Source organism: Pseudomonas shiyinii (assembly GCF_056725765.1).
The window spans coordinates 3,860,861-3,873,254 of the sequence record NZ_CM161522.1 but is presented as its reverse complement, the minus strand read 5'-3'; the positions used below and the strand labels follow the sequence as shown (position 1 = coordinate 3,873,254).

Annotated in this window: 15 protein-coding genes; 10 read left to right on the top strand and 5 right to left on the bottom strand. The window is 64.9% G+C overall.

The features are described 5' to 3' along the window. The first annotated feature begins 313 nt into the window (after positions 1–313). The 3 genes from alaC (at position 314) to ACXHGZ_RS17470 (ending at position 2,688) form a co-directional block, all read left to right on the top strand. Positions 314–1,522, top strand: coding sequence for an alanine transaminase (alaC, locus tag ACXHGZ_RS17480; RefSeq protein ID WP_084858517.1), 1,209 nt, complete (start codon positions 314–316; stop codon positions 1,520–1,522). A 150-nt stretch (positions 1,523–1,672) separates the two neighbouring features. Beyond that, a complete protein-coding gene (locus ACXHGZ_RS17475; protein ID WP_084858516.1) occupies positions 1,673–2,050 on the top strand; it encodes a YkgJ family cysteine cluster protein in 378 nt (125 codons plus the stop codon). A 98-nt stretch (positions 2,051–2,148) separates the two neighbouring features. Further along, positions 2,149–2,688: a hypothetical protein gene (locus ACXHGZ_RS17470; RefSeq protein ID WP_224456861.1), complete on the top strand. Its 540-nt coding sequence runs from the start codon at positions 2,149–2,151 to the stop codon at positions 2,686–2,688. A 12-nt stretch (positions 2,689–2,700) separates the two neighbouring features. Here the strand turns inward: ACXHGZ_RS17470 and ACXHGZ_RS17465 are convergent, their stop codons facing one another. Next, a complete protein-coding gene (locus ACXHGZ_RS17465; RefSeq protein ID WP_480460704.1) occupies positions 2,701–3,180 on the bottom strand; it encodes a DMT family transporter in 480 nt (159 codons plus the stop codon). Positions 3,181–3,270: 90 nt separating this feature from the next. On the opposite strand from ACXHGZ_RS17465, the gene ACXHGZ_RS17460 reads away from it, so the two are divergent. Continuing rightward, positions 3,271–4,188, top strand: a complete 918-nt coding sequence (locus tag ACXHGZ_RS17460) for a LysR family transcriptional regulator (protein ID WP_480460703.1) — start codon at positions 3,271–3,273, stop codon at positions 4,186–4,188. 87 nt (positions 4,189–4,275) lie between these two features. Next, positions 4,276–4,662 carry a lysozyme inhibitor LprI family protein gene (locus tag ACXHGZ_RS17455; RefSeq protein ID WP_480460702.1) on the top strand — a complete coding sequence of 129 codons (387 nt, stop codon included), beginning with the start codon at positions 4,276–4,278 and terminating at the stop codon, positions 4,660–4,662. A 140-nt stretch (positions 4,663–4,802) separates the two neighbouring features. Here the strand turns inward: ACXHGZ_RS17455 and mnmH are convergent, their stop codons facing one another. After that, positions 4,803–5,912 carry a tRNA 2-selenouridine(34) synthase MnmH gene (mnmH, locus tag ACXHGZ_RS17450; protein ID WP_480460701.1) on the bottom strand — a complete coding sequence of 370 codons (1,110 nt, stop codon included), beginning with the start codon at positions 5,910–5,912 and terminating at the stop codon, positions 4,803–4,805. Next, the gene (gene selD, locus ACXHGZ_RS17445) at positions 5,912–6,946 is read right to left on the bottom strand and encodes a selenide, water dikinase SelD (RefSeq protein ID WP_224456856.1); all 1,035 of its coding nucleotides are present in this window, start codon (positions 6,944–6,946) and stop codon (positions 5,912–5,914) included. Before selD ends, mnmH begins: the two co-directional genes overlap by 1 nt. A gap of 123 nt (positions 6,947–7,069) precedes the next feature. Between selD and ACXHGZ_RS17440 the strand changes: the two genes are divergently transcribed. From ACXHGZ_RS17440 to ACXHGZ_RS17420, 5 genes are all read left to right on the top strand, one after another. Beyond that, complete coding sequence (locus ACXHGZ_RS17440; protein ID WP_324814433.1) at positions 7,070–7,924, top strand: putative selenate ABC transporter substrate-binding protein; 855 nt, start codon at positions 7,070–7,072, stop codon at positions 7,922–7,924. Continuing rightward, positions 7,921–8,715: a phosphonate ABC transporter ATP-binding protein gene (locus ACXHGZ_RS17435; RefSeq protein ID WP_480460700.1), complete on the top strand. Its 795-nt coding sequence runs from the start codon at positions 7,921–7,923 to the stop codon at positions 8,713–8,715. The genes ACXHGZ_RS17440 and ACXHGZ_RS17435 overlap by 4 nt, the downstream gene beginning before the upstream one ends. Beyond that, entirely contained in the window at positions 8,709–9,536 is an 828-nt protein-coding gene (locus ACXHGZ_RS17430; RefSeq protein ID WP_084858507.1) for a PhnE/PtxC family ABC transporter permease, read from the top strand. The genes ACXHGZ_RS17435 and ACXHGZ_RS17430 overlap by 7 nt, the downstream gene beginning before the upstream one ends. Next, positions 9,533–10,300, top strand: a complete 768-nt coding sequence (phnE, locus tag ACXHGZ_RS17425; protein ID WP_480460699.1) for a phosphonate ABC transporter, permease protein PhnE — start codon at positions 9,533–9,535, stop codon at positions 10,298–10,300. The genes ACXHGZ_RS17430 and phnE overlap by 4 nt, the downstream gene beginning before the upstream one ends. Before the next feature lie 806 nt (positions 10,301–11,106). Continuing rightward, on the top strand, positions 11,107–11,403 hold the full coding sequence (locus tag ACXHGZ_RS17420; protein ID WP_224456851.1) for an addiction module antidote protein: 297 nt from the start codon (positions 11,107–11,109) through the stop codon (positions 11,401–11,403). A 9-nt stretch (positions 11,404–11,412) separates the two neighbouring features. Here ACXHGZ_RS17420 and ACXHGZ_RS17415 read toward each other — a convergent pair whose 3' ends face one another. Both ACXHGZ_RS17415 and ACXHGZ_RS17410 read right to left on the bottom strand, forming a co-directional pair. Beyond that, on the bottom strand, positions 11,413–11,892 hold the full coding sequence (locus ACXHGZ_RS17415) for a GNAT family N-acetyltransferase (protein WP_084858505.1): 480 nt from the start codon (positions 11,890–11,892) through the stop codon (positions 11,413–11,415). 232 nt (positions 11,893–12,124) lie between these two features. After that, the gene (locus ACXHGZ_RS17410; RefSeq protein WP_172403054.1) at positions 12,125–12,382 is read right to left on the bottom strand and encodes a DUF3077 domain-containing protein; all 258 of its coding nucleotides are present in this window, start codon (positions 12,380–12,382) and stop codon (positions 12,125–12,127) included. Positions 12,383–12,394: the final 12 nt, after the last annotated feature.

The window sequence follows — 12,394 nt, the reverse complement described above, 5'->3', positions numbered from 1 at the left end:
TCCCTGAAACAGGGCAGGTGGGAGCAACTGTCTTGAGTTGCCTGCCCCGGCCCAATCGCCGGCAAGCCGGCTCCCACAGGGATTGCGCAAGTCTTGAGAGCGGCGCAATCTCGGTGGGAGCCGGCTTGCCGGCGATAGGGCATCCCTGAAACGCCCTATTCAATATTTTCAAAAAATAGATCTAAAAATATCTGATAAAACAGGAAATTGACCTTTACATGGGTCATGTTTCGGCACTATCTTCTGCTCCAGGCCGCCGCAGCGGCCAGCGTCGCTCGGACGGTTCCGGGCGCTTACGTACTCAGAGGAAGCCATGGCCAACCCAGGTTCGCCGCGCCGCTTTGCGCGCATCGATCGTCTCCCCCCTTACGTCTTCAATATCACCGCCGAGCTCAAGATGGCGGCCCGCCGTCGTGGCGAGGACATCATCGACCTGAGCATGGGCAACCCTGACGGCGCCACCCCGCCGCACATCGTCGAGAAACTGGTGCAGGTCGCCCAGCGCGAAGACACCCACGGCTACTCCACCTCCCGCGGTATCCCGCGCCTGCGCCGGGCCATCTCGCATTGGTACAAGGACCGCTACGACGTCGAGATCGACCCGGAAAGCGAAGCCATCGTCACCATCGGCTCCAAGGAAGGCCTGGCACACCTGATGCTCGGCACCCTCGACCATGGCGACACGGTGCTGGTGCCCAACCCCAGCTACCCGATCCATATCTATGGTGCGGTGATCGCAGGCGCCCAGGTGCGTTCGGTGCCGCTGGTGCCGGGCGTGGACTTCTTCAACGAGCTGGAGCGGGCGATCCGCGAGTCCATCCCCAAGCCGAAGATGATGATTCTGGGCTTCCCGTCCAACCCGACGGCCCAGTGCGTCGAACTGGACTTCTTCGAGCGGGTGGTGGCCCTGGCCAAGCAGTACGACGTGCTGGTGGTCCACGACCTGGCTTATGCCGACATCGTCTACGACGGCTGGAAGGCCCCCTCGATCATGCAGGTGCCCGGTGCCAAGGACATCGCCGTGGAGTTCTTCACCCTCTCCAAGAGCTACAACATGGCCGGCTGGCGCATCGGCTTCATGGTCGGCAACCCGGAGCTGGTCAGCGCCCTGGCGCGGATCAAGAGCTACCACGATTACGGCACCTTCACCCCGTTGCAGGTTGCGGCCATCGCCGCGCTCGAAGGCGACCAGCAGTGCGTGCGCGATATCGCCGAGCAATACCGCCAGCGCCGCAACCTGCTGGTCAAGGGGCTGCACGAGATCGGCTGGATGGTCGAGAACCCCAAGGCCTCGATGTACGTCTGGGCGAAAATTCCCGAAGCCTATGCCCACCTGGGCTCGCTGGAGTTCTCCAAGAAGCTGCTGGCCGAGGCCAAGGTCTGCGTGTCGCCCGGCATCGGCTTCGGCGACTACGGTGACGACCATGTGCGCTTCGCCCTGATCGAGAACCAGGACCGCATCCGTCAGGCGATTCGGGGCATTCGCCAGATGTTCCGGGCCGATGGCCTGACCCGCAAGTGACGGCGAAAACGGGGCCCCGAAACGGCCCCGTTCTTCCCGGATCAGCGGCAAACTATTTTTGCTTTCCCCCTCTTCTCAGCCACCCCGGCTTGGATTGAAAATGGCGCGCGGGCCCAGCCCCGAAAACAACAACTTTCCCTCCGTGCCATCATGTCCGAATACAACCCTTGCCTTGACTGCGGCGCCTGCTGCGGGTACTTCCGTGTGTCTTTCTTCTGGGGTGAATGCCAGTCCGCCGGCGGCCTGGTACCCGATGACCTGGTGGTGCAGATCAACCCGACCCGCGTCGCGATGATCGGCACCGATGCCAAGCCCTGCCGCTGTACGGCCCTGGATGGCGAGGTCGGCAAGCAGGTCGCCTGCACCATCTACGAAAACCGCGCTTCCCCATGCCGTGAATTCGAGGCCTCCTGGGTCAATGGCGTGCACAACCCCAGCTGCGATGCCGCACGCGCTCACTATGGGCTGCCGCCGCTGGAAGCCAATGAGCCGCATTGGCCGGAGGATGACGGCGCCGAAGTCGCCTGAACCATGGGTGAGACAGGTCATGGCGGTGGTTCTGCCTGTCACCTGACGGCTGGGTGCGGTATGGTCATGGGCTTGTCGTTATCCGATGGAGCTCGCGGTTGCCTGCCTATTACCTCACCTTCAGCCTGGCGCTCTACCTGCTGGGGTTGTGTTTCGACGGCGCCTTGACCAGCGCCGGCCGGCACATGCCCGCGCTGCAGATGCTGCTCTACGGGCCTTGGGGCGTACCCTTCGGGCTGTACCAGTGGTTCGCCAACCCATTGCTGGCGCTGGCGGTCCTGGCGCACCGGCGTTTTCGTCGCCTGGCGCTGCTGCTGGGGCTGGGGGCCCTTTACCTGGCCGCCAGCAGCCTGGGTATCGAACGGCTGCCGGACAACCAGAGCTACGCGTTCCAGGATGTCACCGGCTTTGGTGCCGGCTTCTACCTGTGGTTGCTGGCGATCGCGTCGTTCTGCCTGGGCCAGGCCTGGTGGTGCTGGAAGGCTAGGCGCGCCGACGACATGCCGGCGTGGCACTGGCTCGATGTCGGGCTGATCGCGGCGCTGGCGGTGGTGATGTATGCCGGCACCCAGATGCCTGCACTGCATTTCGATGTGGACAAGGTGCTGATGCCGCCAGAACAGCCGCAGGCCTTGTAGCGCTCGCGCGCACTAGGAGGCACGCGACGTACCCCATTGCACGACCAGCATGCCGATCACGATCATACCCACCCCGGCCAGGCGAATCGCATTGACCGGCCGCTCCGGCAGCCCCATCAACCCCCACTGGTCGATCAGCAACGACGACAGCACCTGCCCGGCGATCACGCAGACGATGAACCCCGCCGCTCCCAGCCGGGGTGTCAGTACCAGCGCAGCGGTAATGTAGAGCACGCCCGCTACGCCACCGAACCAGGCCCACCAAGGGGCCTGGGCGAGATTCTGCAGCTGCGGCGCAGGCGCGCGCATGACCAGCAAGGCCGGTACCAGCATCAACACGCTGACCATCAGCGATACCCCGGCCGCCCACAGCGGGTGACCCAGCAGGCGCCCCAGCGCAGCGTTGCTGCCAGCCTGGAAGGGCACCGCAGCGCCGGCCAGCAGGGCAACGAGCAAGGGGAGGAGGGTGGACAGCGTGAGGGCATGCGGCATCGGGAACTCCTTTGGAAAAACACTAGGCGCAGTGTTGTTTATCCATTTCAATGATGGAAATTCGAACGTTGCACAGGCTCTATTCGTACCATGGATGATCTTCGCCGCATCGACCTCAATCTGCTCCTGACCCTGCATGCCTTGCTCAGCGAACAGCATGTCTCCCGCGCTGCGGTGCGCCTGCACCGCAGCCAGCCTGCAGTCAGCCATGCGTTGGCGCAGCTGCGTGAAATCTTCTCCGATCCCCTGCTGGTGCGCCGGGGCGGCCGCCTGCACCTGAGCAGCCGGGCCCAGGCCTTGCGTGAGCCGCTCGAGCAGGCGCTGGAGCAGTTGGACGGCTTGTTGGGCAGCCCGCGCTTCGAGCCGAGCCGGGCGCGGCGCACCTTTCGCCTGGCCATGTCGGACTATGGTGCGCGGGTCGTATTGCCTGGGCTGATGGCTCTGCTCAGGGCCGAGGCTCCGGGGATCGACCTAGTGGTTTCCCAAGGCAGCCGGGAAGCCATGCTCGGCCAACTGATCGATGGCGAGGTTGACCTGGCCCTGGGGGTATTCCCCGAATTGCCGTCCGAAATTCAGGTGCAGGTACTGTTCGAAGAGTCTTTCGTGTGCCTGGCCGACCGCCAGACTTTGCCACCCCGAGGTGGGCTGCCGCTGGATCGATGGCTGGCTCGTCCTCATGTATTGGTGGCCGTGCGGCCGGGCATCGACAACGAGATCGACCTGGCGCTCCAGGCGCTGGGCGAGCGACGCCGCATTGCCTTGACCTTGCCGCACTGGGGCGTGGCCCAAGGGCTGATCATCGGCACCGACCTGGTACTTACCGTGGCCCGTCGCAGCCTGGCAGGCGCCCGCCTGGCGCCGGGCTTGCGCTGCTTCGAGCCGCCGTTGGCCATTGCGCCTTTTGGTTTTACCCAGGCCTGGCATTCGCGACGCGAGGGCGATGCAGGGCACCGATGGTTGCGCGAGCGGATCCGCGCCTTGTGCGAGGCGGACCAGGCGCAAGAGTAGGACGTGTCCGATTTTTCCGGGCTACGGCTGATCCAGCGGGTGGGAGTGCTAGGCTCTGGCTCCTATGCCAACGTACAAGGAGCGCACATGACCCGCTATTCCCTGGCTGCCATCGTCCTCGCCTGCTGTGCCATTCAGGCCCAGGCCGAGGCGCCGTCGTCGTCCTATTCGCAGTGCATGGACAAGGCCATGAGCACCCTGGCCATGAGCAACTGCATCGTAGCCGAGACCCAGGTGCAGGATGAGCGCCTGAATCGCGTCTACAAGCAACTGATGGCCAAGCTGGAGTCAAGCCAGCAGAAGGCGCTGCGCGATGTGCAGCGCACGTGGATCAAGTACCGTGATGAAAACTGCGCGTTTCATGGGCAGGTGAGCGGCGGCACCGCCCGCCAGCTCGAAAGCGGCATGTGCCTGATGGACCTGACTCGGGAGCGGGCGGTGGAGCTGGAGCGGGTGCTGAGCCCCGCGCCATGACAAACCAGTCCTGTGGGAGATTACCCAGCCCTTCGGGCTGAGCTGTCGCGCAGAGAACAAGCGGCCAATGCTGCCCCTGTGGGACCGCCGCTCCTACAGGTTCTGCGCAACATCAGGACGTTCGTGCATGCGCTGGAGCGCTAGCGGGGTTCCCGCCTGGCCCGAGCCTTCAGGTATTCCCGCACTTCCACGCCATCGCCGGCAAACTCGATACGCCCTGCCTTGGCCTCGCGCTGGTAGGCGTACATCGGGTCGTAGTATTCGTTGAGCAAGCCTTCGATCCAGCCTCGGTGCAGGCTCACATCGCCGCTACGCAGTTGTTCCTCGAGTGCCTGTTCCAGCAATGCGGACAACCGCTGGAAGCGTTCGCCACCGAGGCGCTTGTGGATATTGGCCATGCTCTGGCGCATGCGCTGGGCAAACAGCGACGGCCCTTGTTCCGCGCCATGGACCACGACGAACTCGGCGCACAGGTTGATCACGTAGTCGCGCAGGATGCGCTCCACGCGGTTCTCGAAGCTGTCCTCGAGCCACACCAGCGGATAGTGCTGCATACCCTGGTACAGCTCCAGGGGCACCGAGCAACTGCCGACGATGCGCCCTTCGTCCTCCAGCACGAACTGCTGCATGCCGCGGGCGCGTTTCTTGAGGATGTCGATGGCCAGCTGGTTCTCGAAGTCGATCTGCGCCGGCTGCGCGGTGGCGCGCTTGCCGAAGCTGGAGCCGCGGTGATTGGCATGGCCTTCCAGATCCAGCACATTGTCCAGCTGGAGCAGCACATCGGTCTTGCCCGTGCCGGTGAGCCCGCCCACCAGCACGAAATCGCATTGCTCGACCGCCTGCAAGGTGGTGTCCAGCAGGAAGTTGCGCATGGCCTTGTAGCCACCCTTGACCTTCGGGTACTGGATGCCGGCTTCATCCTTCAACCAGCCTTGGACGATCTGCGAGCGCAGGCCGCCGCGGAAGCAGTACAGGTAGCCGTCGGGGTGGGCCTTGGCGAACGCCGCCCAAGCCTCCAGGCGCGCCTGCTTGGTCGCTCCGCTGACCAGCTGGTGGCCCAGGGCGATGGCGGCGGCCTGGCCTTGTTGCTTGTAGCAGGTGCCGACCTTCTGCCGCTCCTGGTCGTTCATCAGCGGCAGGTTGACCGCGCCGGGGAAGGCCCCCTTGGCGAATTCGACCGGTGCGCGCATGTCCATCATCGGCACGTCGTCGAGGAACAGTTGGCGGTAATCGGTGCAGTCGTTGCGCATCAAAGCACCTCGACCGCGTGGGTCTGTCGCTCGACCAGCTCGCCGATCGGCGAGAGCGCCAGGTTCAGCTCTGCCGCCACGGCGAGGAACTCGGCCTCGCCCTCGGGGCTGACTGCCACCAGCAGGCCACCGCTGGTCTGCGGGTCGCACAGCAGGTGCTTCTGGTCATCGCTCAGGGCGCCGATCTTGTGGCCATAGCTGTCGAAGTTTCGCAGGGTGCCGCCAGGAATGCAGCCCTCGGCCAGGTAGTGATCGACACTGGGCAAGCGCGGCACGGCGTCGTAGCGCAGGTGCGCGGTCAGGCCGCTGCCTTCGGCCAGCTCCACCAGATGGCCGAGCAGGCCGAAGCCGGTGACGTCGGTCATGGCCTTGACGCCGTCGAGCTTGCCGAAGCGGCTGCCGGGGGTGTTGAGGGTGCACATCCAGTCGCGGGCCAGGCCCTGGTCCTGCTCGCGCAGCTTGGCCTTCTTCTCGGCGGTGGTGAGGATGCCGATGCCCAGTGGCTTGGTCAGGTACAGGCGGCAGCCTGCGCTGGCGGTGTCGTTGCGCTTGAGGTGGCGCTTGCCGACCACGCCGGTGACGGCCAGGCCGAAGATCGGCTCGGGGGCATCGATCGAATGGCCACCAGCCAGCGGGATGCCCGCTTCGGCGCACACGGCGCGACCGCCACGGATCACTTCGCGGGCCACCTCGGGCGGCAGCACGTTGACCGGCCAGCCGAGGATGGCGATGGCCATCAGCGGGTCACCGCCCATGGCATAGATATCGCTGATGGCGTTGGTGGCGGCGATGCGGCCGAAGTCGTACGGGTCGTCGACGATGGGCATGAAGAAATCGGTGGTCGAGACCACGCCGCGCTCATCGTCCAGCGCATAGACCGCCGCGTCGTCGCGCGAGGCGTTGCCGACCCAGAGTTTCGGGTCCAGGGCCTGGGTGCCGCTCTCGGCGAGGATCACATCCAGCACCTTGGGTGAAATCTTGCAGCCGCAGCCAGCGCCATGGCTGTACTGGGTCAGGCGAATCGGTTCGCTCATACGCACCTCGAATTTTCGTGATGCGCGATTGTAGCAAAGCTGGCCTTTGCGCCAGCGACTCTTATAATTCCCCTCCGTCGGCGCGTCGCCGGCCCTTTCCCCGCTATTGAACCGGAGAATCCCATGCTCAAACGTCCCCTGGCGGTCGCCGCCGGCCTCGTGCTGTCTTGCTGTGCCGTCATTGCCCAGGCTGCTGATACCCTGCGGGTGAGTGCCATCCCCGATGAGGCACCGACCGAACTGCTGCGCAAGTTCAAGCCACTGGGTGAATACCTTTCCAAGCAATTGGGCATGGATGTGAAGTTCGTACCGGTGGCCGACTACCCGGCCGTGGTCGAGTCGTTGGCGTCCAACCGCCTGGACATGGCCTGGCTGGGTGGTTTCACCTTCGTCCAGGTGCACCTGAAGGACCCGACCGCCACGCCATTGGTGCAGCGTGAACAGGACGCCCAGTTCACCTCCAAGTTCATCACCGCCAACCCGGATGTGAAGAGCCTGGCCGACCTCAAGGGCAAGTCGTTCGCCTTCGGCTCGATCTCGTCCACCTCCGGCAGCCTGATGCCGCGCTACTTCATGCTCAAGCAGGACAACATCAAGCCTGAAGGCTACTTCAGCCGTGTGGCCTACTCCGGTGCCCACGACGCCACGGTCGCCTGGGTCCAGGCCGGCAAGGTCGACGGTGGTGTACTGAACGCCAGCGTCTGGCAGAAGCTGGTCGACGCGGGCAAGGTCGATACCAGCAAGGTGAAGGTCTTCGCCACCACGCCGACCTACTTCGACTACAACTGGACCGTACGCGGCAACATGGACCCGGCTTTGAAGGACAAGATCAAGGCCGCCTTCCTCGCCCTGGACCCGGCCAACCCCGAGCACAAGGCGATCCTCGACCTGCAGGCCGCCAGCCGCTTCATCGAAACCAAGCCTGAGAACTACGTGGGCACCGAGCAGGCCGCACGCGAGGCCGGTCTGCTCAAGTGACTATCCATCTGCACGGTGCGAGCCTGAGCCATGGCCAGGTCCGCGCGCTCGATGCGGTGAGCCTGCGTATCGACAAGGGTGAGCGAGTCGCGATCATCGGCCCCTCGGGGGCCGGTAAGTCCAGCCTGCTGCATGTGATGGCCACGGCTGTACAGCCCAGTGCCGGGCGCCTGGAACTGCTCGGCGAACAGCCCTGGGCGCTGTCGGCCAGGGCCCGGCAGCGCCTGCGCGCACGGGTGGGGCTGGTGCATCAGGCGCCGCCCTTGCCGCCACGCCAGCGTGTGGTTACCGCAGTGCTGGCCGGGCGACTGGGGCAGTGGGGCACGTTGCGGGGCCTGCTCAACCTGGTCTACCCAACCGACGTGCCGGGCGCGCGTCAGGCCTTGGCGGAACTGGGCCTGGCCGACAAACTGTTCGTCCTGTGCGGCCAGCTCTCCGGCGGCCAGTTGCAGCGCGTCGGCATTGCCCGTGCGTTGTACCAGCGCCCTGACGTCTTGCTGGCCGACGAGCCGGTATCGGCCATGGACCCGGTGCTCGCTGACCACAGCCTGGCGCTGCTCAACCGCCACGCCCAGGCCAACGGCGTAACGCTGGTGGCCAGCCTGCATGCGGTGGAGCTGGCGCTGGCGCATTTCCCCCGGGTGGTGGGTATCCGCGATGGCCAGGTGGCGTTCGACTGCCCGGCCCAGGCGGTGACCGAGAGCCTGCTCGACGCGCTGTACGCCAACGAGCAGTTGGGCTCGCCGCCCACGCCGGGGCCGACCCTGACGGTACAGATTCCACGATGCTGAAGGCCGACGCCCGCGACCCGGCGGCTTGGCCCCGGTTGTTACTGACCCTGCTCGCCCTGGCCGCGCTGTGGCCGGGCTTGCGCCTGAGCGAGCTCAACCCGGGTGTGCTGCTGCAGGCCGAAAACCGCCAACAGATGGCCAGCTTCGCCAGCGGATTCTGGCCGCCGGCCCATGATGCCGATTTCCTCTCGCTGCTGTTCGAGGCCACTTTGCAGACCCTGGCCGTGGCCACGGCCGGCATGGCCCTGGCCTTGCTGCTGGCGGTGCCGACCAGTTTGCTGGCCAGCCGCGCACTGTCGCTGCGTGCGGCTTCCCGCGGCGGGCGCCCGGGGCTGTGGTCGCGACTGCTGCGCCTGCCGGTGCGCGGGCTGCTGGTGTTCCTGCGCAGCGTGCCCGAGATCGTCTGGGCGTTGCTGTTCGTCCGCGCCGTGGGGCTGGGGCCGACCGCCGGGGTACTGGCCATCGCCATCACCTATGCCGGCATGCTGGGCAAGGTCTATGCGGAAATCTTCGAATCGGTGGACCAACGCCCGGCCCATGCCTTGTTGCAGGCGGGCAGCGGGCGGCTTACGGCATTCTTCTACGGCATCCTGCCGGGGGCGGCAGCAGAGGTGGTCTCCTATACCGTCTACCGCTGGGAATGTGCCGTGCGCGCCTCGGTGGTGATGGGCTTCGTCGGTGCCGGTGGGCTGGGGCAGCAGATCGACCTGTCGATGCGCATGTTCGCCGGGGCCGAGGTGGCGAGCATGCTGCTGGCGTTCCTGGTGCTGGTGATGCTGGCCGACGTGCTCAGCCGCGTGCTGCGGGGGAGGCTGGCATGAACCGGGTGATCAACCTGCTGGTAGTCATCGCGATTCTCGCCGCCGTGGTGGCGTCGTTCGGCTACCTCGAGCTGGACATGACGTCGGTGGTCGGCAACGGCGGGCTGGCGCAGATGGGCGAATATGCACACCGCTTCCTGAGCCCGGACCTGTCCGCCGAGCACCTGCGGGCCGTAGGCAAGGGCGCCTTGGAGACCCTGGCCATGTCTGGCCTGGGTACGCTGCTGGCAATGGTGCTCGGCCTGTTACTGGCGTTGCCGGCCGCTGGCCGCTTCGGCTGGCCGCTGCAGGGGGCTGCGCGGCTGCTGCTCAATGCCTTGCGTGCAATCCCTGAGCTGGTCTGGGCCGCCCTGACCGTGCTCGCCGCAGGCCTGGGCCCCAACGCCGGTACCCTGGCCCTGGCCCTGCATACCGCGGGCGTATTGGGCCGGCTGTTCGCCGAGGCCCTGGAAAACGCGCCCGCCGAGCCTGCCGCCGCCATCCGCCTGCAAGGTGGCAGCCAGGTGGCGGCGTTCTGCTTCGGCACCTTGCCCAACCTCTGGCCACAACTGCTTGCCTACAGCCTTTACCGCTGGGAGAACAACATCCGCATGGCCAGCGTGCTGGGCTTCGTCGGTGCCGGCGGATTGGGGCAGATGCTCTACACCACCTTGAGCCTGTTCCAGGAAGCCCAAGCCAGCACCGTGATCATCGGCATGCTGGTGCTGGTGCTGCTGGTGGATGCCTTCAGCGACGTGCTGCGCCAGCGGTACGTGCGCGCCTGAGCCATCCCTGGGGCCGCCTTGCGGCCCCACATGGATTTCGCAAGTCTTGAGAGCGGCACGATCTCGGTGGGAGCTGGCGATAGCCTGCGATGGGCTGCAAAGCAGCCCCAAGCCCTCAAACGCTGGAGCCCCTCTTGACTCAAGGGGCCGCTTTGCGGCCCATCGCAGGCTGTCGCCAGCTCCCACGACGCAAGCGGAGCCTGGGCCGTATTTGCTGCATGGTTGAGAAGTATGTATTGAACCAACCGAAGGCAATTTGAGCGTGTCCAGCCCCATACAATCTCTCATAGAACAACGCTTGATCATTTGATTTGCGGCACCTGTGGGAGCGGGCTTGTCCCGCGATTAGGCCGGGCCCGATATCACCGTCGCCTGGCAAGGGCTTCGCCCTTGATCGCGGGACAAGCCCGCTCCCACAGGGGCAACATTGGCCGCTTGTTCTCTGCGAGACAGCGCAGCCCGAAGGGCTGGGTAATCTCCCACAGATATGGCGCTGGTCTCGAGGGCGGCAGTGCCCCTGTGGGGGCGGGCTTGCCCCGCGATCGAGCGTAGCACCCGTTATCTGATGTCTCTCGAACAGCGACGATAAAGCTCACCCCAATCGTGGGACCGCACTGACTATCTCATCGCTGGAGCGCTTGTCAGAGTGAATCGCTTCCAAATCTTGTTGCGCTGTATCCATTAGGATACGATGGGGTCTATTTCACCTGCAAGGCGGGTCGGCTGATCCTCCTGCTGGCAGGTGGGGGCAAGTCCTCTCAGGCCTCCGATATCCTCAAAGCCAGGCAGCTCGCGAAGGAGATGAAATGAAAGAGAAGCTGATCCCTTTTGACATGGCTACATTGCTGGACAGCGATGAGGCCATCAGTGAATACCTGAGCCAGGTGCTGGCCGATGGTGACAGCGATGAGATCATTCGTGCACTCGGGCATATCGCCAGGGCGCGGGGAATGTCCAAGATCGCAGCAGACAGCGGTCTGGGGCGTGAAAGCCTTTACAAGGCGCTAACGCCAGGTGCTAAGCCGCGCTTCGATACCGTTCTGAGGGTCGTTCGTGCGTTGGGAATCGACCTTTTGGCACGACCCCATTTCGTATCGCGCTGACGTAGGTGCTCATATGAGCGTTTGACTCATCTGTACCAGCGCGACCCGGCTGCCGTCCGGTGCCTGCCGTTCCTCGATACCAAACGGCACGAACCCCAGCTGTGGATAAAGCAGCAGCCCCGCCGTGTTGTGGTTGAAGCACGACACCCACACCTCGCGCGCGGCGAACTGTTCGCGAGCCAAGTCGATCATGCACTGCACCAGGTAGCGTGCTACGCCACGGCCACGGGCGGCCGGAGCGACCACCACGTTGCCCAATGCACATACGCCACCGTGCTCGGCCTTGTAGAAATTGGCGAAGCCCAGCACCACGCCATCACCTTCGATCACCGTCGACCCGCTGCGCTGGGCGATGGCATCGCTCAGTTGGTCCGGCGTGAGCGGGTAGGTGGCCTTGGGGAACATATAAAACAACTCATCCGCACCTTGCGGGAAACAGCAGATGGCGGCGATATCGTCGTGGCGTACGGGGCGGTGTGTCAGCTTCATGGGGTATGCCTTGGATCAGTGGGGCTCACTTCAAGGATACATCGAAGGCGAATGCGTGCCCTTGCACTGTCCCCCTGTAGGAGCGGGCTTGCCCCGCGATCAAGGGCGAAGCCCTTGCCATGCCGGTGTGTTTCCAGGCCCGGCCAATCGCGGGGCAAGCCCGCCCCACAAGGCTCCGCGGATCAAAGGGCTATGCATCGTTCAATCAGAGCGGGCTTATCCGGCGATGGGCCTATGGCTGTGCGCGCTGGCGCCCAACCTCCACGTCATCCATGATCGCCTTGGCCATATCGCTGAGCAGATGTGCCGCCCAGCCGAGGTCCGCCTCGCCATCGGTCGCCGCCAGCAGCGTCATCCGCCGTACACACTGCAGCATCGCCGAGGCCTGGTCCAACGCCAGGATTGCGTCCTGTCCCGGTTCCACCCGAAACAAAGGCGCATCACCCGTGCCGTAGCCAAAGCAGGTCACGCCTACTGTCTTGCTTGTCATCTTCATGCTCCT